21 protein-coding genes are annotated in these 19,983 nt (G+C 46.2%); 1 reads left to right on the plus strand and 20 read right to left on the minus strand.

Features of this window, described 5'->3' with window-relative positions:
* Positions 1–5: 5 nt before the first annotated feature.
* From BMW45_RS06280 to BMW45_RS06295, 4 genes are all read right to left on the minus strand, one after another.
* Positions 6–842 (minus strand): carbohydrate ABC transporter permease, encoded by an 837-nt coding sequence (locus BMW45_RS06280; RefSeq protein ID WP_092241433.1) that lies wholly within the window; start codon positions 840–842, stop codon positions 6–8.
* Between the two features lie 3 nt (positions 843–845).
* Positions 846–1,718: a carbohydrate ABC transporter permease gene (locus BMW45_RS06285; RefSeq protein WP_092241436.1), complete on the minus strand. Its 873-nt coding sequence runs from the start codon at positions 1,716–1,718 to the stop codon at positions 846–848.
* 64 nt (positions 1,719–1,782) lie between these two features.
* Positions 1,783–3,126 (minus strand): ABC transporter substrate-binding protein, encoded by a 1,344-nt coding sequence (locus tag BMW45_RS06290; RefSeq protein ID WP_092241438.1) that lies wholly within the window; start codon positions 3,124–3,126, stop codon positions 1,783–1,785.
* Entirely contained in the window at positions 3,123–3,830 is a 708-nt protein-coding gene (locus BMW45_RS06295) for a FadR/GntR family transcriptional regulator (RefSeq protein WP_025230694.1), read from the minus strand. The genes BMW45_RS06290 and BMW45_RS06295 overlap by 4 nt, the downstream gene beginning before the upstream one ends.
* A 357-nt stretch (positions 3,831–4,187) precedes the next feature.
* Between BMW45_RS06295 and BMW45_RS27420 the strand changes: the two genes are divergently transcribed.
* The gene (locus tag BMW45_RS27420; RefSeq protein ID WP_207649055.1) at positions 4,188–4,343 is read left to right on the plus strand and encodes a hypothetical protein; all 156 of its coding nucleotides are present in this window, start codon (positions 4,188–4,190) and stop codon (positions 4,341–4,343) included.
* Positions 4,344–4,439: 96 nt separating this feature from the next.
* Here BMW45_RS27420 and BMW45_RS06300 read toward each other — a convergent pair whose 3' ends face one another.
* The 16 genes from BMW45_RS06300 to BMW45_RS06375 all read right to left on the minus strand — a co-directional run bounded on the left by BMW45_RS06300 (position 4,440) and on the right by BMW45_RS06375 (position 19,981).
* Positions 4,440–5,066 (minus strand): nucleoside recognition domain-containing protein, encoded by a 627-nt coding sequence (locus BMW45_RS06300; protein ID WP_092241440.1) that lies wholly within the window; start codon positions 5,064–5,066, stop codon positions 4,440–4,442.
* 254 nt (positions 5,067–5,320) lie between these two features.
* Entirely contained in the window at positions 5,321–6,583 is a 1,263-nt protein-coding gene (gene uraA, locus BMW45_RS06305; RefSeq protein ID WP_092246232.1) for a uracil permease, read from the minus strand.
* A gap of 276 nt (positions 6,584–6,859) precedes the next feature.
* Entirely contained in the window at positions 6,860–7,981 is a 1,122-nt protein-coding gene (locus BMW45_RS06310; protein ID WP_092241442.1) for an NAD(P)H-dependent flavin oxidoreductase, read from the minus strand.
* On the minus strand, positions 7,981–9,705 hold the full coding sequence (locus BMW45_RS06315) for an acetyl-CoA carboxylase carboxyltransferase subunit alpha (RefSeq protein ID WP_092241444.1): 1,725 nt from the start codon (positions 9,703–9,705) through the stop codon (positions 7,981–7,983). Before BMW45_RS06315 ends, BMW45_RS06310 begins: the two co-directional genes overlap by 1 nt.
* Positions 9,706–9,725: 20 nt before the next feature.
* Positions 9,726–11,078 (minus strand): acetyl-CoA carboxylase biotin carboxylase subunit, encoded by a 1,353-nt coding sequence (locus BMW45_RS06320; RefSeq protein ID WP_092241446.1) that lies wholly within the window; start codon positions 11,076–11,078, stop codon positions 9,726–9,728.
* Positions 11,079–11,087: 9 nt separating this feature from the next.
* Positions 11,088–11,513, minus strand: a complete 426-nt coding sequence (gene fabZ, locus BMW45_RS06325; RefSeq protein WP_207649056.1) for a 3-hydroxyacyl-ACP dehydratase FabZ — start codon at positions 11,511–11,513, stop codon at positions 11,088–11,090.
* 62 nt (positions 11,514–11,575) lie between these two features.
* Positions 11,576–12,055 (minus strand): acetyl-CoA carboxylase biotin carboxyl carrier protein, encoded by a 480-nt coding sequence (gene accB, locus BMW45_RS06330; RefSeq protein ID WP_092241450.1) that lies wholly within the window; start codon positions 12,053–12,055, stop codon positions 11,576–11,578.
* 10 nt (positions 12,056–12,065) lie between these two features.
* The gene (gene fabF, locus BMW45_RS06335; RefSeq protein WP_092241452.1) at positions 12,066–13,304 is read right to left on the minus strand and encodes a beta-ketoacyl-ACP synthase II; all 1,239 of its coding nucleotides are present in this window, start codon (positions 13,302–13,304) and stop codon (positions 12,066–12,068) included.
* 15 nt (positions 13,305–13,319) lie between these two features.
* Positions 13,320–14,060, minus strand: coding sequence for a 3-oxoacyl-[acyl-carrier-protein] reductase (gene fabG, locus BMW45_RS06340; protein ID WP_092241454.1), 741 nt, complete (start codon positions 14,058–14,060; stop codon positions 13,320–13,322).
* A 43-nt stretch (positions 14,061–14,103) separates the two neighbouring features.
* A complete protein-coding gene (gene fabD / locus BMW45_RS06345; RefSeq protein ID WP_092241456.1) occupies positions 14,104–15,024 on the minus strand; it encodes an ACP S-malonyltransferase in 921 nt (306 codons plus the stop codon).
* A 16-nt stretch (positions 15,025–15,040) separates the two neighbouring features.
* Entirely contained in the window at positions 15,041–15,964 is a 924-nt protein-coding gene (gene fabK / locus BMW45_RS06350; RefSeq protein WP_092241458.1) for an enoyl-[acyl-carrier-protein] reductase FabK, read from the minus strand.
* The gene (gene acpP, locus BMW45_RS06355) at positions 15,964–16,197 is read right to left on the minus strand and encodes an acyl carrier protein (RefSeq protein ID WP_092241460.1); all 234 of its coding nucleotides are present in this window, start codon (positions 16,195–16,197) and stop codon (positions 15,964–15,966) included. The genes fabK and acpP overlap by 1 nt, the downstream gene beginning before the upstream one ends.
* Positions 16,198–16,275: 78 nt before the next feature.
* Positions 16,276–17,241 (minus strand): beta-ketoacyl-ACP synthase III, encoded by a 966-nt coding sequence (locus tag BMW45_RS06360; protein WP_025230681.1) that lies wholly within the window; start codon positions 17,239–17,241, stop codon positions 16,276–16,278.
* Between the two features lie 211 nt (positions 17,242–17,452).
* Positions 17,453–18,346, minus strand: a complete 894-nt coding sequence (rsmI, locus tag BMW45_RS06365) for a 16S rRNA (cytidine(1402)-2'-O)-methyltransferase (protein WP_051515223.1) — start codon at positions 18,344–18,346, stop codon at positions 17,453–17,455.
* Positions 18,346–19,083 (minus strand): tRNA1(Val) (adenine(37)-N6)-methyltransferase, encoded by a 738-nt coding sequence (locus BMW45_RS06370; RefSeq protein ID WP_092241462.1) that lies wholly within the window; start codon positions 19,081–19,083, stop codon positions 18,346–18,348. Before BMW45_RS06370 ends, rsmI begins: the two co-directional genes overlap by 1 nt.
* The gene (locus BMW45_RS06375) at positions 19,073–19,981 is read right to left on the minus strand and encodes a PSP1 domain-containing protein (RefSeq protein ID WP_092241463.1); all 909 of its coding nucleotides are present in this window, start codon (positions 19,979–19,981) and stop codon (positions 19,073–19,075) included. The genes BMW45_RS06370 and BMW45_RS06375 overlap by 11 nt, the downstream gene beginning before the upstream one ends.
* Positions 19,982–19,983 lie beyond the last annotated feature (2 nt).

Raw genomic sequence — 19,983 nt, forward strand, 5'->3', positions numbered from 1 at the left:
CATACTCAGCCTTTTACGGCTCCCGCTGTTAACCCTTCTACTAACCGCTTCTGTGCAAAAAAGAACATGATACATACCGGAATAATAGTTATGATGCCTCCTGCTGTCAGTAAATCCCACTGTACCCCTAATTGTCCGATCAGGCTTTTTAACGCGACTGGGATGGTACGCGTCTCTGTATTGGTAAACATCACAGCAAATGTGTATTCATTCCATGATGTCATAAAAATATAAACCCCTGTGGCCACCAGACAAGGTCCGAGTATGGGAAGAATAATCTTCATAAAAGCAATGCCCCGGTTGCAGCCATCTACCAAGGCTGCTTCTTCAAGTGACATGGGAAGGTCATTTAAGAATCCTAACAACAGCCATACGGAAAACGGAATTGTAAAGGTGGTATAAGATAGTACAAGGGAAGCAGGCGTGAACAAAAGTCCCATCTTACGCATAATGGAATACAGCGGAATCAGCAGCAATACCGTAGGAAACATATTGTTGCAAAGGAACGTGCACATGAGAAGTTTTCTGCCAGCAAACTGGTATCTGGAAAAGGCATAAGCCGCAAGCGTGGATGCAGTCAAGGATACAAGAGTCGTTGTTGCAGCCACCACAAAGCTGTTCTTTATAGCTGCCAGGAAATTAACCGTAGTGGTAAAAAGCTTTCGGTAGGATTCAAAAGTGATGGATCTGGGCAGGTAGGTAACCACCATCCCGTACAGTTCATCCTGGGACTTCAAGGATGTGACAAGTGTCCAATAGAACGGGAATAAAATAAAGATAAGCATTGCAATCAGCGGCAGATACACGCATAGAATTTGTTTTATATCAGATTGTTTCTTCATCCTTTACTCCTCCCCTTTAAAGTTCATTTTTAAGTACGGGATTGCGGCAAACAAAAGCAGTACTGCCAGCAATAACGCCATTGCAGATGCATAACCCAGATTCAGTGCATTCCCCTTGTTGAATATGTAAACGCTGAGCGTCTGGGTGGAATAGGCAGGCCCGCCTTCTGTCATGTTAAAAATTACATCCACTGAATTGGCAACCCAGATGACACGAAGCAGCGCTGTAACAAAAATCGTGTTTTTAATGGATGGAATGGTTATATAAAAAAGTTTCTGCAACGCCGTTGCTCCATCTATACTGGAAGCTTCATATATTTCCATGGATACGCCCTGCAGGGCTGCCAGAAGCATAAGTGCAAAAAATGGTATCCCTTGCCAGATGATGGTTACAATGACACTGGGAAATGCGGTCGCCACCTGGGACAGAAAAGGAATCTTATCTGAAATAATATGAAGCTTTAAAAGCAGATCATTCAGAACACCAAAGTTTCCATCATAAATCCATCTCCACATCAACCCGATCAAGACTCCCGGCGTAACCCAGGGTATCATACTGACCGCCCTCACTATCCCTCTTCCAAAAAACTCCTGATTTAAGAGAAGGGCCAGAATGAATCCGAACAAAAACTGAAAACCAACTCCGCAAACCACCCATAAAATGGTTCGAATAAGAGCTCCCCAGAACAGCGGATCCTTACATGCAGAGACATAATTAGTTAAACCATGAAACGCAATCTCTTTAGGTCTTCGAAGATCATAGTTCTGAAAGCTCATAAGAATTGCATTCATAACCGGTATAAACACCACGCACAGAATGATAAGCACTGCCGGAGCGACCAGTACATACGGCCATATGGTCCGTTTTTTAACCATCGATAGTTCTCCCTCCCAACTGGAAGGGGCCGCTTTCTTTTGCAGCCCCTCACTTTTCGATTCCTTATTGATATAATCCCGCCTGTAAGGTCTTCATGCACTCTTCGGCAGTTGTGCTGCCGGTCAGTGCTTGAGAAACGGTATTGGGCCACAGCGTGGAAATCCATTCTGTAGTTGTATCAAGAATCGGAATGATACCTGCAAACTTCTGTCCATCAATGGAGGCTTTCATAAAGCGATTGTTCTGGAAAAAATCAGTCTCCTGGATACTCTTACTTACCGGAACATTTCCAGTTCCTTCACACCACATTTTCTGGCCTTCTCCTGCTGCCAGATAGGATACCCACTCAAAGGCTGCTTCTTTGTTTTCACAAGATTCAAATATCACTGTTTCCGTATCTCCCATTGATGTCCATTGACCCTTACCTGCCGGGAATGCAAATGCAGATACATCTTCTCCGAACACCTTTTCCATTTCCTTGCTAGATCCTGTATGATGAATAGTCATAGCTGTCAATCCAGACTGGAAATTGGCAATAATCTCACTGAAACCGTCACTGGTCGCTGTCGGAGGCACATAGCCTTTTTTATAAATATCAATAAAATCCTGCATGCCCTGTATCGCCTCAGGTGTTGTTAAGTCCTCAAGGCTTCCGCCCCGTCCATATACAAAGCTCCCCCATGGTTCCTGACCACCTTTTGCACCTCTCATACCAAATCCGTATACGTCGGTTTTTCCATCCCCGTCCGTATCCATCGTACACTTTTCTATGGCCTGCAAGAATTCTTCATAGGTCTTGGGTACCTCTATCCCTGCCTTTTTAAAGATAGAGGGCCTGTAATATACATACAGGACCTGGATATTCCATGGCATTACATAGATTCGCTCCATGTCTCCGGCCTCTTTCATAATGTCATAAATGTTATCATCAATATCAGCTTTTTTATCCCAGGAATTAATCTTTGGGGTTAAATCAGCTAACAGATCATTGTTTACAAATAATGGCGTAGAGGTAAGCTTCCATGTGGCGCAGTCAATATCTCCGCCTCCCATTTTAGCGTTAAACAGATTTTCTGAATATGCACCTCCATCCCACGGACTTTCTTCTCCGACGACGGTAATCCCTTTGCCGTTTTCATCGTTAAACTTCTTGATAATATCCTGCATGAGTTGGGAGTAATCCGTATTATCGGCCCAATAACGAAATTTTATGGTGCATGGTTTTATATCCCCGGAAGGAACCTGTCCCTCCTTTTCCGATGTGGTCTGTGTACCTGCTGTTGTGGTCTCTGTAGCTACCGCCGTGGCCTCTTTACTGCCCGAAGAACAGCCTGCCAGCGCTCCCCCGGCCATAAGAGCCGCCACGACAATTGCCATTGTTTGTTTTCTGATAAAACCTTTTTTCATTTTTGTTCCTCCCTTTCCCTTACATCATTTAGTGTTTCCCATACATGCCGTTCGGCAAGAAATTTCGCTTCCATAAAATTACCGTCGGCAATTGCTTTATAAATACCTTTATGACTTCTTTTTGCACGCTTGAAGCTCTCCAGGTCATTATGGGTTTCTACGTGGCTCCGCCGGATGGATTCATTGATTATGGGTACCACCCGAATGAGTACTTCATTATGGGTGCATTCTGCTACTGCAGTATGGAACTGAACATCCATTTCTGCCGTAGAGGTGCTGTTGATCTGAATCTGGTCCATCTCCGCTACTAATCTCTCAAGATTCTTAATATCCTGAGGTGTTGCCCTTTGCACCGCCAGTCCGGCAATCTGAGGTTCAATTAACATTCGGGTTTCAAACAGATTCTGAATAAGATACTTCTGATCCGTAAAGTGCAGTCCGAGAGGATCCTCCCCGATACCTGTACCAGCACTGACAAAGGTCCCGCTCCCCTGGCGGATGACAACAACATTTTCAGCCCTTAAATACTTCATAGCTTCTCTCAATGTAGAACGGCTGACTCCAAAAACCTCTGACAGTTCCTTTTCCGTAGGCAACCGGTCTCCTGGCTTCATCTCCCTTTGGATAATCATGGTTTTTACCTTTTGAGCCGTAGCCATGGGGAGAACATCTATATTCTGCATCTTATCTATACTCCTTCTCATACCTCCTCCTTCCCATAAATCAATTTGTATAAATTGTATACAAACAAATCATTATGTTATATCTATTTAGTTATTTTTATCTTTCATCTGTCCTAATGTTAGCATAACATATGATGTATGTAAATAGAGTTTTTATATATATTTGAATTATTATTATAAAATCACAATTTATTACTAGTAATTTTGTACACTTGTTACAATAAATCAAAATAATTCATCATACCTTTCGCATGCTTAACATACCAATTGGTATGTTGTTTTGTATTTTGTACTTAAACAATATAAAGTAAAACTGCCATAAATCTTTTACTTAGACGTCTGTCTGCAATATAATTCTGCCATTATAAAAGGTATTACATGACCGAAAAAAGTAAGGAGCCCAAGCTGCGGTATATACAAAAAACCAATCTGAAAACACAGGCGGAAACAAATCTGCTGGATTTTATTAAGCAGATGGATCTATCGGTGAATAGCAATTTGCCCTGGGAGGACATCAAAAGCGTCCTGGAATGAAGGCTCTTAAGCTTTCATTCCGGGACGCTTTGTATTTCTTTCTATGATAGGGGATTCATCCATCTGCATTGTTTCATAACGCCCTATATGGCAAAACTAATTCTTCCCTACATCCATCAACTTACAATATGTAACACCTACAATCGTAGAAATTAATGTTGCCACCAAAGCCGGCCCCACCACAGCCATTGGATTGGGACTGCCGTACTGGCTTCTGTAGGCGATCATATTAACCGGTATTAACTGCAGAGAAGAAATATTAATGATAAGAAACGTACACATTTCATTATTCGCAGTTCCTTCCGGAACCGGTTTTGCCACATACTTCCCGGTAACTTCTCCTTTTCTCCGCTTCTCTTCCAGTTCCTTTAAAGCCTCCATTGCCTTAAGTCCTGCCGGGGTAGCCGCCCACCCAAGCCCCAGGATATTAGCGATGATATTGGTAGAGATGTATTCAAGCGCCGGATGTTCATCCGGAATCCGTGGAAAAAGGAACCGAAGTATGGGGCTCATTTTTTGTGACATCCGTTCAATCAATCCGGATTTCCGCCCGACCTCCATGATTCCGCTCCAGAAAGACATGATTCCTAACATGGTGATGCACAGCATAACAGCATCCTTTGCAGAGGTTAAAGCCCCATCTGTCACACCATTTAAATTCCCGTGGAAAGCTCCCCAAAGGACTCCCACCAGCATCATGAAGGCCCATAAATAATTCAGCATTGCTTTTTCCTCTTTTTTACTACTTTCAATTCTTTCTTAATCCATCTTATTCCCACAAAAATATCCTTATGTGTTTTCCCTGTTACAAATTCGGAGCAAAATAAAGTTTCCATTGTCAATATTACAATCATAGTATATTTATGACTATACGCAAAATACCGCAAAGCAACTGATATTTCGTTGCTCTGCGGTATATGCAGATCTTTTATTTATATTTCCCGGTTATAAACACTCCCGGATCTTTCCTTATTCCATTACGCATGATCCCTGTCATTTGTAAGATTCAGCTTGTCCAGGACAAAGAACATCAGGCCCATCAGCATGCCCACTACACATGCAAGAACCATACCTGATAACTGAATGCTTCCAAACTTTACGGCAACTCCGGAAAGTCCTGTTACAAAAATCACGGAGGTCATGGCCATATTTCTGGATTTACCATAATCAACCTGTGCATCAACCAGAATACGAATGCCTGAGGCTCCGATCATTCCATACAGTAAGAAGGAAATTCCCCCGATTACCGGTCCTGGAATTGTATTGATTAATGTCGTCATCTTTCCGATGAAAGAGCAGGCAACGGAAAGAACAGCCGCTCCCCCGATAACATAGACGCTGTAAACCTTTGTCATAGCCATAACACCGATATTTTCCCCATATGTGGTGGTGGGTACAGAACCAACAAGACCAGAAAATGTAGTTGATATATAATCTCCCAGCAGAGAGCGATGTAGTCCGGGATCCTTTATCAAATCTCTATCTACAATTTTACTGGTTACAATCTGATGGCCGATATGTTCTGAAGTAACGACCAGAAGTACTGGAAGAATAATGACAATTGCTTCCCATTTAAACTTCGGTGCTGCAAAATTAGGCAAGGACAACCATGCTGCGGTGCTGACCTCACTAAAATCTACAACACCACATAAAAGTGCTGCCACATATCCTACAATAATTGCAACCAGAATCGGGATAACAGATAAGAATTTTCTGAATACCACAGAACCAAGTACCGCTGTCAGTAGAGTTACCAGAAATACAATGACATTTCTCATATCAATCATTTCATCCTTCAGGCCTGCATTGGCTGCCGCTGTTCCAGCAAGCTCAAGTCCAATCAGTGCCACAACCGGTCCCATAGCCGCCGGAGGAAGAACGATATCAATCCAGTCTGAACCGAATTTATAAATAATCAGTGCCACAACACAACCGCAAATCCCCACGGCCACAAACCCGCCCAGGGCATAATTATAGCCCCATTTGCTGATAACAATTCCTGCCGGTGCCAGGAACGCAAAACTGGAGCCAAGGTATGCCGGTGCTTTTCCCTTTGTTATGAAAATAAAAAATAATGTTCCCATTCCATTCATGAACAGTACAACTGCCGGGTTGATTCCAAATATAAAAGGAACCAGGACCGATGCCCCGAACATTGCGAACATATGCTGGATACTTAAAGGCACCAGCAACTTAAATGGCACTTTCTCTTCTACCTGAATGATTTTCTTGCTTTCCATACAGCTCTCCATTTCTCTCTTAGTCTTCTTAAAATTTTTTATCTTTCCCATTATAGCACTACCTCTATTTTCACGCAACCACTTAAAATTGGAGAATTCTTCCAGTGTACACCATTGGACTTCAGCTTATGAATGAGTCTTATCCGCCCAATACTCCGGAAAAAAGGCTGCTGCCCCCGGTTTCTTAAAACCGGCAGCTTTGCAGCCCCTTTTTATCAAATATTACAGTCGCCAAAGTCAAGCTGGCTTAAACCTGGCTCATTGCACTTACTAGAATCAATTCTCACCAACCAGATCTTTCATAACCTCTTCTACCGTTTCCATCCGGGTTGCAAGATGAGCCTTGCTGCCGCAAAAGACAAGCCCTTCTCCGGTTCTCCCTTCTGCGGAGTTAACCAAAGCCTTCGTAATACAATAAGGAATGGTCTTCCTGTCGCATTTGTCCAAACATTGATAGCAATGCTCCAGACGGAAAGGAGTGTCTCCCACGGTCTTTAAGAAAGGATTCTTAATAGCCCTTCCTGGCATTCCCACCGGACTTTTGGTAATGACGATATCTTCTTTCTTTGCATGAAGATAGGCCTGCTTAAACGCTTCCGGTGCATCGCATTCCTCGGTGGTAACAAACCGGGTCGCCAACTGGACGCCGTCGGCTCCTAGGGAGAGCTGGTGCATGACATCCTCATGGGAGTAAATACCTCCCGCGGTCACGACCGGGATCACCTTATTGTACTTATCTCCATATTCCTTTACCAGCCGGATAATGCCTTTTACTTCTTCTTCATATTCCGCCTGCTTATAGGTGTGTTCCACATCCTCTGTATCCACCCCAAGGTTTACCAGATCCTCTCTGGAAAATCCTAAGTGTCCTCCTGCCAGAGGCCCTTCCACTACTACCAGGTCAGGCGCCTGATGGTATTTACGGTCCCACATCTTGCAAATAACCATAGCAGACTTTACCGTTGATACAATGGGAGCTATCTTTGTTTTTAACGCGACTCCGGCCTCTTCCGCTGCCTCTGCCACATATTCCGGCAGGCTTACAGGAAGCCCGGCTCCGGATATGATAAGATCTGCTCCCGCCTTTACCGCTTTTTTCACATAGCTGGCATAACTTTTCGTGGCAACCATAATGTTAAACCCAATGATGCCCTCCGGCGCGATTTCTCTTGCCTTTTTCATTTCCTGTCCAATGGCCCGCAGATTTGCTTCCAATGGATTCTCTTTAAAATCCGGCTCCCGAAAACCGATCTGAGCCGTAGAAATGATTCCGATCCCTCCGGCCTTTGCCACTGCTCCTGCTAAAGAAGAAAGACTGATTCCTACTCCCATACCGCCCTGGATCACCGGATGGTTTGCCACCAGCTCTCCTATTATCAAAGGTTTTAATGTTCCCATTACATTCTCCTAAATCTTTCATATCTTTGATCTGCAAGTTCTTCCTTTGTCATGGTAAGGTAAGTGGCAAAAAATTCTTCCATGGCCTTATCCATTTCTTCCGCTATTCGGTCAAGATTATCCGCACAGGCCGGTTCTTCTTCTGAGATCACCCGCTCTATGAGACCTAACTCCATCAAATCCCTGGCCGTAATCTTCATGACCCTGGCCGCGTCATTTGCCTTTTTGCTGTCTTTATATAAAATCGAAGCAAAGCCCTCGGGGGATAGAATAGAATAAATGGAATTCTCCATCATCCAGACTTCATTTCCAACCGCCATGGCAAGAGCGCCGCCGCTGCCGCCCTCTCCTATAACAATGGAAAGAACCGGCACGGTTAAATCTGCCATTTCAAATAAATTTCTGGCGATGGCCTCTCCCTGGCCCCTTTCTTCAGCCTCCAGACCGCAGAAGGCTCCCGGTGTATCCACAAAACAAATGACCGGACGGCCAAAGGCTTCCGCCTGTTTCATCAGACGCAGAGCCTTCCGGTATCCATCGGGTGATGGCATTCCAAAATTGCGCCTGATGTTATCCTTTGTATTCTTCCCCTTTTCCTGTCCGATGACCGTAACGGGAATTCCATGGAAGGAAGCGATCCCGCCTATAATTGCTCCGTCATCTTTATAGTAACGATCCCCGGCAAACTCCATGAAATCATCATACAGTGCATGAATGTAATCCGATGCCACCGGCCGGTCCGAGCTTCTGGAAAGCAATACGGTATCCCAGGCGCTCCTTTTATTCCTTTTCAACCGGAGAACCTTCTTTTTTCCACCATTTGATTCCGCTTTTGTACGGTTATCCACAGGAAGGCCCTGACTGCTTTGGGGATTGTGGAGCCTTAAGATGTTAGCCAAGGTTTCCTTCATCTCTTCCCTGGGTACGATCTTATCAATGAAGCCATGTTCAAGCAAAAATTCCGCTCTCTGGAATCCTTCCGGCAGCTTCTGACCTATGGTCTGTTCAATTACCCGGGGGCCTGCAAATCCGATCAGGGCGAAAGGCTCTGCCAGAATGATGTCACCCAACATGGCAAAACTGGCCGTCACCCCGCCTGTGGTAGGATCTGTAAGGACACTGATAAAAAGCTGGCCTGCCTTGTGATGGCGCTTTAAGGCGGCCGAAGTCTTTGCCATCTGCATGAGTGATACGATCCCCTCCTGCATCCTGGCTCCTCCAGAACATGCAAAGATGATCACCGGAAGCTTCTCCTTCGTCGCCCGCTCTACGGCTCTTGCGATCTTTTCCCCCATCACATGACCCATGCTGCTCATGATGAAACGGGAATCACAGACTCCGATCGCTGCCTTCTGGCCATTCATTTCACAGTAGCCGGTGACAATGGCTTCGGAAAGCCCGGTTTTTTCCCTGGCTGCTGCAACCTTCTTTTCATAGCCCGGAAAATCAAGGGGATTTTTAAATTCCATCTCCTTATCCCATTCCTCAAAGGTCCCCTCATCCGCTACCATCTCAATCCTTTGGTAAGCATGAAGACGGAAATATCCCTTGCATTTTGGACAGATGAAATGATTGCTTCGCACATCCTCCACATAGATGGGCTGACAGCATTTATTGCACTTCCTCCACAGCCCTTCCGGAATGCCCGGTTCCTCTGCTTTTTCAGGAGCCTTGTATTTGCTGTCTATTAATGTATAGGTTTTCTTAAACATGCTTTTTAACATAAGATTGCTCCTTTACCTGCCTACCGGACATAATCCGGAAAATATTTGGGAATAAAATCCGTATCCACATCTCCATCCCGGTAAGCTTCATGACTCAGGATATCAAACTGAAAATCCACATTTGTCTCAATCCCCTCGATGATCAGTTCTCCAAGAGCACTTCTCATCTTTAAGATGGCTTCCTCCCGGTCTTTTCCGTGGACGATCATCTTCATTAGCATGGAATCATAATTGGCCGGAACCTTATATTCGTTGTAAATGTGTGTGTCTATGCGGACTCCATTGCCTCCGGGCACATGGACATTTTTTATAAGGCCAGGACAGGGCATGAAGTTTTTCGATGGATTTTCTGCATTGACTCTGCATTCAATGGCATGGCCTGTAATGGCTACATCCTCCTGCCTTACACTTAATGGCTCTCCTGCTGCGATCCGGATCTGTTCCTTGATTAAATCCAGGCCGGTTACCATTTCCGTCACCGGATGCTCCACCTGGATTCGGGTGTTCATTTCCATAAAATAAAAATTTTTATGTTTATCCAAAAGGAACTCAATCGTTCCTGCATTCTCATAGTGAACGGCCTTGGCCGCGCAGACCGCAATCTCTCCCATGCGGTTCCTTAACTCCTCAGAGATAGCTGCTGACGGGGATTCTTCAAGCACCTTTTGATGGCGTCTTTGAATGGAACAGTCACGTTCCCCCAGATGCACTACATTTCCAAACTTATCCGCCATAATCTGAAATTCAATATGCCTTGGCTTTTCAATATATTTTTCAATATACATGGTATCATCAGAAAATCCCTTTACGGACTCCATCTGGGCATTCTTAAAATTAGCCTCGAAATCCTCCAGGCTTCTGGAAATCCTCATACCTTTCCCGCCGCCTCCTGAGGAAGCCTTGATCATAACAGGAAAACCGATCCTTTCCGCCATTGCCTTCGCCTCTTGTACCTGGCGGACCGCTTCCTTTCCGCCTGGGATCACAGGGACCCCTGCTTCTATCATGGTCTTTCTGGCCTCGGATTTATTTCCCATCTTCCCTATTACTGCTGCAGATGGGCCGATAAAGGTAATGTTACACTTTTCACAAAGTTCCGCAAACCTGGCATTTTCCGATAAAAAGCCAAAGCCTGGATGAATGGCATCCGCTTTCATGGCTACAGTGGCCGTGAGGATCCTCTCCATGTTTAAGTAGCTCTGGGTCGAGGGGGCCGGACCAATGCAGATTGCCTCATCGGCTAATAAGGTATGAAGACTCTCCCGATCCGCCTCTGAATAAACAGCAACCGTTTTAATCCCCATTTCCCTGCAGGCCCTTATGATACGTACCGCAATCTCTCCGCGGTTGGCAATTAAAATCTTATCAAACATGAGCCTCACCTACCCAATCATAAATGTCAGTTCCGCACTGGCAGCCAGCTTCCCGTCTACGGTTGCGATTGCCTTTCCCACACCCACAGGGCCTTTGCGCTTAATGATCTCACATTCCAGCTTAAGCCTTTCTCCCGGGATGACCTTGTGCTTGAATTTTGCCTTGTCAATACCACCAAAATAACCGATTTTCCCTTTATTCTCTTCCATGCTTAACATTGCAACTGTACCTACCTGTGCCAGGGCCTCTATGATAAGGACTCCCGGCATTACCGGCTCTGCCGGAAAATGTCCCTGGAAAAAAGCTTCATTATAAGACACACATTTATATCCAACCGCTCTCACTCCAGGCTCAAACTCCTCGATGCAGTCCACCAGTAAAAACGGGTGTCTGTGAGGAATAATCTCCTGAATCTCCTTAATACCTAACATCATGCGCCCTCCTGCTTTTAAAAGAGAGGCCCAGCCTCTGGGCCTCTCTTAGATTTCACAACTGCTTACCGGATACGGAACAGAGGCTGACCGTACTCCACCACATCTTCGTTACCTATCAAAATGGCATCCACCACGCCATCAAATTCACATTCAATCTCATTCATCAGCTTCATGGCTTCGATAATACCTAAGACCTGCCCCTTCTTAACCTGATCTCCAACCTTTACAAATGGTTCACTTTCAGGAGACGACGCATTATAAAAAGTTCCCACCAGAGGAGAGGATACAAGCTTATCCGAACAGATATCATTTCCTGCCCCTTCCACGGGCTTTCCGGCTGGAGTGACCGCGGGAACCGCCTGCTGGGCGAAAACACCTGCTGCCACTTCTGTCTGAACCACAGAATTTCCGGATATTGTCACGAATTCTCTTTCTTTTTCTTTCTTAATGGAAAGCTTTAAGTCTCCCTCTTCCATTCTAAAGCTGGTTAAATCATTTTCTTTCACAGCCTGCATCAGCCTGATAATATCATTGATCTCCATAGACTGCCTCCTATTGTTCAAACTTCTTCACAAGAATGCTGGCATTATGTCCGCCGAATCCCAGGGAGTTGCTGATGGCATATGTTACATCACAGGCAACACCTTCCCCTTTGGTATAATCCAGATCACAGCCTTCTCCTTCTTCTAAAAGGCCGGCAGTTGCATGAACAAAGCCATCCCGGATGGATTTTACACAGGCAATGAACTCGATCCCTCCTGCAGCGCCTAAGAGATGGCCCACCATGGACTTGGTGGAGCTGATCTTTACATCCTTTGCATGGTCCCCTAAAGCAGTCTTAATGGCTAGGGTCTCAAACAGGTCATTATGGTGAGTGCTGGTACCATGGGCATTCACATAATCTATATTCTCAGGAGCAATTCCCCCATCCTTTATGGCCTCGGTCATGGCTCTTGCCGCACCGCTTCCATCCTCAGCCGGGGATGTGATGTGGTAAGCGTCACAGGTTGAACCGTAGCCAACCACTTCACCGTATATGACCGCATTTCTTGAGAGCGCATGCTCCAGCTCTTCTAAAATAACCACGCCTGCTCCTTCTCCCATAACAAAGCCGCTTCTGTCTTTATCAAATGGGATGGAGGCACGCAGGGGATCGTCTGCAGTCGTAAGTGCCGTAAGAGCCGTAAATCCTGCCACGCCGATCGGGGTGATGCTGGCTTCTGCTCCTCCCGCCACCATGACATCCGCTTCTCCGTATTGGATGGAACGGAAGGCTTCCCCAATGGAATGGGTTCCAGTGGCACAGGCAGTTACCACATTGATGCACTTACCTTTTAATCCGAACTGGATTCCCACGTTTCCGGCCGCCATATTAGATATCATCAGAGGAACCAGAAGGGGATTTACCCTGCCCGGTCCTTTTTCCAAAAGCTTTTTATTCTCCCTCTCCAGGGCCTGTAAGCTTCCGATTCCTGAACCAACGCTTACGCCCACCCGGTAAGGGTCTTCCTTTTTGATGTCAATGCCTGACGTCTCTAAGGCTTCCTTTGAAGCCGCCACGGCAAACTGTGCAAAGCGTTCCATACGTTTTGCTGCCTTCACATCCATATAATCCTTTGGATCAAAATCCTTTACCTCGGCAGCCAGTTTTGCTTTATAATCCGTTGTATCAAACTGGGTGATCGGTCCGATCCCCACCTTATTTTCCTTTAAGCCATTCCAAAAGCTCTCTACATCTTTCCCGATTGGGGTAATGGCACCCATACCGGTTACTACCACTCTTCTCTTCATACCATCTCTCCTCGCTTACATAGCCATGCCGCCATCCACACTGATCACCTGACCAGTGATGTACCCAGCTTCCTCTGATGCCAGAAATGCTGCCACTCCGGCAATATCTTCTACTGCTCCAAAACGTTTCATCGGGATCTGTTCTAAGGATGCTGCCTTTACGGATTCCGGCAGAACCTCAGTCATCGCCGTATGGATAAAACCGGGGGCTATTGCATTTACTGTGATTCCTCTGCTTGCGGCCTCTCTGGCAAAAGACTTGGTGATACCGATAACACCAGCCTTGGCTGCACAGTAATTTGCCTGCCCCGCATTGCCTAACACGCCGGAGACAGAGGAAATATTTATGATCCTTCCGCTCTTTTGCTTGATCATCTGGCGGGCAACATGCTTCATGCAGTTGAATACCCCTTTTAAATTGGTATTGATCACCGCATCAAAATCTTCTTCAGACATCTTCATCAGCAGATTATCCCGTGTGATCCCTGCATTGTTCACAAGAATATCCAGCTTACCGTATTTCTTTATCACACCTTCTAATAATACGCCCACGCTTTCATATTCTGCTACGTTACACTGAACGGCTTCTGCCTTACCGCCCTTTTCTTCGATCTCCTTCACTACTTCCATGGCCTGGGAATCGGAACCATTATAATTAATAATCACGGTTGCTCCCTGGTCTGCCAGCTTTACGGCAATTGCCCTTCCGATTCCTTTGGCGGCTCCGGTCACCACTGCTATCTTACCATCTAACATGTTCTTTTCCTCCTGCATCCTTAAAAGGGAGTTCGATTCACCTTTAGGAAAAATTGATCAATTTCGCCATATCTTCCAGCTTCTCTATATTAAAGACTCTTGCGTCCTTCGTAATCTTCTTAATGAACCCGGCCAATGTCTTACCCGGCCCGATTTCGATAAAGGTATCCACACCGTCTGCTACCATGGTTTCCACACTCTGCTGCCACCGCACGGAAGAATACACCTGCTCCTTAAGCAAAGGCTTTACCATTTCACTGGCGGTTACATACTGGGCTGTCACATTCGCCACGTAGGGAATCTGAGGGGTTTTTATTTCCACGCCCTTAAGCACCTCTCCCAATTTCTCCCCCGCACCGGTGAGCATGGAGGAATGGAAAGGCCCGCTGACATTTAACATCAGCGCCCGTTTTGCACCTGCTGCCAGAAGCTTTTCATTTGCTGCTTCCACAGCCTCTTTTTTACCTGATATTACAATCTGCCCCGGGCAGTTGTAATTGGCGATCTGGACTCCCTCCATACCGCTTAATACTTCTTCAATCGTTAAGGCATCCAGTGCCAGAATAGCCGCCATGGCTCCGATCCCATTAGGAACCGCTTCCTGCATGAGGATTCCCCTCTGCCTGACAGTCCGGATGGCATCTGCATCGTTCATGACGCCTGCAGCCGCAAGCGCACAGTATTCTCCCAGGCTTAAACCGGCAGTTACCTGCGGTCTTATGCCCTTTTCTGCTTCCAGCACCCGCATCATGGCAATGCTGGTGGTCACCATGGCTGCCTGAGTATATTCCGTAATATCCAGCCGGTCATTCTTTTCAAAGCAAAGCTCCGGTAGGTCAAAACCAAGCAGGCTGGAAGCCATATCATATGTTTCTTTTCCAATCTTTGTCTGCTCATAAAAATCCTGGCCCATACCGCAGTACTGCGCACCCTGGCCTGGGAAAATAAATGCAATCTTGCTCATGATAATAAACTCCTCTTTAACGGCCAAGCAATCGTTCTGCCTGTTCCATCATCTCATCAATCATTTCTTTGCAGGTCTGTTCCCTGGAAATCATACCTGCAATCTGTCCGGCCATAACCGTGCCGTTTGTGATATCCCCCTCCTGAACTGCTTTTCTTAGAGTTCCAAGGGTCATATATTCCAATTCTTCAAAGGATTTGCCTTCCTCTTCCAGTCTTGCATACTCCCTGGTCATCTGGTTTCTCAAAGACCTTACGGGATGGCCATGGCTGCGTCCGGTTACTGCAGAATCAATATCCTTTGCCTTGATAATCCGCTGCTTGTAGTTATCATGGACAATGGATTCCTTTGCAACTACAAACCTGGTTCCGATCTGGACAGCCTCTGCTCCCAGCATGAATGCTGCGGCGATTCCCCGTCCGTCTCCGATACCGCCGGCAGCGATCACCGGTATGGATACTGCATCCACTATCTGGGGAACTAACGTCATGGTCGTCTGCTCGCCGATATGGCCGCCGGATTCACATCCTTCTGCCACTACTGCATCTGCGCCGTATTTCTCCATTCTCTTTGCCAGCGCCACGGAAGCAACCACCGGAATCACCTTGATTCCTGCTGCCTTCCACATATCCATATATTTTTCCGGGTTTCCGGCTCCGGTGGTCACCACCTTGATGCCTTCCTCTACCACTACCTTTGCCACATCCTCTGCGTGAGGGCTTAACAGCATGACATTGACTCCGATGGTTTTTCCCGTCAGTTCCTTTGCCTTGCGGATCTCCGCCCGTACCACCTCGCCGGGAGCATTTGCCCCGCCGATGAGGCCTAGACCTCCGGCTTCCGACACGGCCGCCGCCAGATGATGCTCAGCCACCCAGGCCATACCGCCCTGGATAATCGGATGTTCCACTCCCAAAAGTTCGGTAATTCTGGTTTTCATTACGCTTCCACGCCCTTCGCTTTTATATAGTCCATAACCTGCTGAACCGTAGTCAGTTTCTCTAAATCCTCAGATGGAATTTCAACAGAATACTCATCCTCAAGAGCCATAACAAGCTCAAACAAATCCAGAGAATCTGCTCCTAAGTCCTCTTTGAAGGAGGATTCGGCGGTAATTTTACTTGCCTCCACGTTTAACTGCTCTGCGATAATTTCCTGCATTTTCTCTAACATCATTCAATCTCCTCTTTCATTTTCATTCTTATTATTTTTATTCTATTACTTTGAATTTCAAAGTATTAGCCGAAATCATTACCACTCCAAAAGAGTGGCTCCCCAGGTTAATCCTGCTCCAAAGCCGGCAAATACGAGTTTATCTCCCCGCTGCAGCTTTCCTTCCCGGTTCATCTCATCCAAAAGGATTGGTATGGTTGCTCCTGATGTATTTCCAAACCGTTCCAGATTGGTAGGAAACTTTTCCATAGGTATCTTCAACCGCTTTGCGATGGATTCAAAAATCCGGTAATTTGCCTGATGCAGAATAAAATATTTAATTTCTTCTATGTCGGTTCCGCTTTCTTCCACTACCTGTTTAATGGCCTCCGGCACAGTCTTGACTGCAAATTTGAACACCTCCTGGCCGTCCATGGTCATATATCCAAGCTCCGGCTTCTCTCCTGTGAGGAAGTTTCCTGTGGTCCTTCCTCCGCATTCCAGAGCGCTTCCCCTGGTGCCATCCGCTCCCATGGTCATGTGAAGGATTCCCTTTTCTTCCGCTCGAACGACAGCCGCTCCGGCTCCATCCCCGAACAGAACGCAGGTGCTTCTGTCATTCCAGTCAATCAGTTTACTTAAGGTATCCGCCCCGATCACGAGCCCGGTCCGGTAGATCCCGGCCTTAATAAAGCCGTGAACTGTATTTAGGGCATAAACAAATCCGGAGCATGCCGCACTTAAATCAAAAGCAGCTGCCCTGTGAGCTCCGATTGCCGCCTGTACCTCACAGGCACCGCTGGGGAAACAGCAGTCCGCAGAAGAAGTGGCTAAAATGATGATATCCAGTTCATCTGCCGATACACCGGCATTGATAAGCGCCTCTTTTGCAGCCTGTATGGCCAGATCAGAGGTTCCCGACTCCGCCGATGCGATCCGCCTTTCCTTTATTCCGGTCCTGGTCCTTATCCACTCATCACTGGTATCCACAAACCCTGCCAGATCATCATTGGTTACCACTTGCTCCGGGACAGCTGAACCTGTTCCTATTATTCTTGTTGTCATAAATTCCCCCATCCATGTCTCCCACCTCTCCTCTCCTTTCCACTGTCCATGATTCTTAGACAGGTTTCACCCGCTTTACCGGGTGCAAAGGTATGCCTGCAAGGCGTTTAGAGCCTGAGGGATCCATGCCGCGTTGGATTGTTTTATATATCAAATATTTTGAATATCAAAGTAATTTTATAAAATGATACGCAGATTGTCAAGAGAAATTTTACAATTCATGATTCAACAGGTACTGATAAACCTCTCTCTTGCTGATTCCCCTGTCTTTTGCCACCATGCGCATTGCTTCTTTCCGGTCTATCCCCTGGCTTTCGTAAAGCTCCATGTGTTCCTCCATGGACATCTCCCGGGAAGCCATGGATCTTTCCTCTATTTTCTCCCTGATGCTCTTTCCCTCTATGACGATGACACACTCGCCCTTTGGATCTTCCTCTTCATAAGCCTTTAAGGCTTCCAAAAAGGTTGTTCGAAACGCTGTTTCAAAACGTTTCGTAAGCTCCCTGCAAATGGTGATCCTCCGATCTCCCAAAGCCTCATAAAGCTCCTTTAAGGTTCTGACAAGCCGGTGAGGCGCTTCGTAAATGATCATGGTCCTGGTCTCTTCCTTAAGCTCCTCTAAAATCCACTGCTTCTCCTTCTTATCAGTCGGTAAAAACGCTTCAAATGAAAAACGTCTGGTACCAAGCCCGGAAAGAGTGAGAGCCGTAATACAGGCCGCCGGTCCGGGAAGAGATGTCAGCTCAATCCCTGCCTCATAGCACTGCTTTACCAGTTCCTCTCCAGGATCCGAGATACCCGGCGTCCCTGCATCTGTGATTAAGGCAATCTGAACTCCTTGTTTCATCTGCTCCACCAGGTACCTGGCTTTTTCCACCTTATTATACTCATGGTAGCTTGTCATGGGTGTCTTTATATCAAAATGGTTTAAAAGCTTGATGCTGTGGCGGGTATCTTCCGCCGCGATCAAATCCACTTCCTTTAACGTATTTAAAACCCTCAGGGTAATATCATCAAGATTCCCTATGGGCGTTGCACACAAAAATAACTTTCCTTTATTCTCTTCCAATTTTCCTGCTCCCAGCCGTTTCCTCTTTTTCGTCATCAATACCCGTAAATGGTATAGATCTCATCCGTATACACACCTGGTTCTTTATATACAATAACAGGAGCCTCCACCTTGATCATGGATCTTCCTCCCCTTACAGCTTCAATGAGAACCATGTTGGCTTCTCTGTCCACATAGGGATGAACCATCTTCATCCGCTTTGGCTCTAAACCACAGCTTTTTAAAGCCGTTATAATCTCAACAAGCCGATGAGGCCGGTGTACCATGTAAAACCTCCCGCCCGGACGCAAAAGCTTTGCTGCTTCTCTTGTTACATCATGAAGGGTGCATAACACTTCGTGACGGGCAATGGCCTTAGGCAGTTCCGGATTCTTAAGGCCGTGAGAATCGTTCATATACGGGGGATTGGAGGTCACTACGTCAAAGGAAGCCGCGCCAAATAAACGGCTGGCTTCCTTTATATCTCCCGTAACAATGGATATTTTTTCTTCCAGATGATTTAAGGCCACGCTCCTTCTGGCCATTTCCGCCATCGCTTCCTGAATCTCCAGCCCGGTATAATGAAGGCCCTGATTTTTAGCCTCCAAAAGGAGGGGGATGATCCCGGTGCCTGTCCCTAAATCTATCGCCTTTTCCCCCTGCTTTACCAGCGCAAATCCCGAAAGAAGGACCGCATCCATACCAAAGCAGAACCCATCCCGGTTCTGTATGATCTGATATCCGTTTCTTTGCAGATCATCTATACGTTCATTATCTTTTAAATCAATTGTCATCTAACTTAGACTTTCCTTCTTTCTTTTCAAGAGCCTCTAATGCCCTTAACTCCTCATCTGTTACCTGAGCCTTCTCCCGACGGCGTCTGGGCTTAAACTTCAGCTGATCCACCCGGTATTCCCGGATTTCTTTTTCATCCTTAATGGTTACAACCACCTTTACCAGCTGCCTTAAAACGCTTACGGAATGAACCTCTCCCTTAAGTCCGTCATCCGTTGTCACAAAATCACCTACATTGGGAAGCTTGCTGTTAAGCTCCTCATAGGTTTCCTCTTCATTCTTTAAGCAGCACATAAGCCTTCCGCAAACACCGGATATCTTGGTAGGATTTAAAGACAGATTCTGCTCTTTTGCCATCTTAATGGATACAGGTATGAATTCTGAAAGGTAGGAATGGCAGCATAAGGTTCTTCCGCAGATGCCGATTCCTCCCACGATCTTTGTCTCATCCCGGACTCCTACCTGACGAAGCTCGATCCTGGTCTTGAAAACAGAAGCCAGATCCTTGACAAGCTCCCTGAAATCGATTCTTCCGTCCGCAGTAAAATAAAACAGCACCTTATTATTGTCAAAGGTATATTCCGCATCAATCAGCTTCATCTGAAGACCGTGCTTTCTGATCTTCTCTTTGCAGATCTTAAATGCTTCCTTTTCCTTTTCATGATTTCTTTTTTCCACTTCATCGTCAGCCTTGGTTGCCATACGGATCACCGGCTTTAAGGGCTGAACTACTTTATCGTCTTCCACTTCCCGGCATCCAAGGACAACGTAACCATATTCTACTCCCCGGGCAGTTTCCACAATTACATGATCCCCGGTCTGTACCTCCAGGCTCATGGGATCAAAGTAATAAATTTTTCCTGCGTTGCGGAACCGAACGCCTATTACCTTTATCATAA

Source organism: Lacrimispora sphenoides (assembly GCF_900105215.1).
In the GTDB taxonomy this organism is placed as follows: Bacteria; Bacillota; Clostridia; order Lachnospirales; family Lachnospiraceae; genus Lacrimispora; species Lacrimispora sphenoides_A.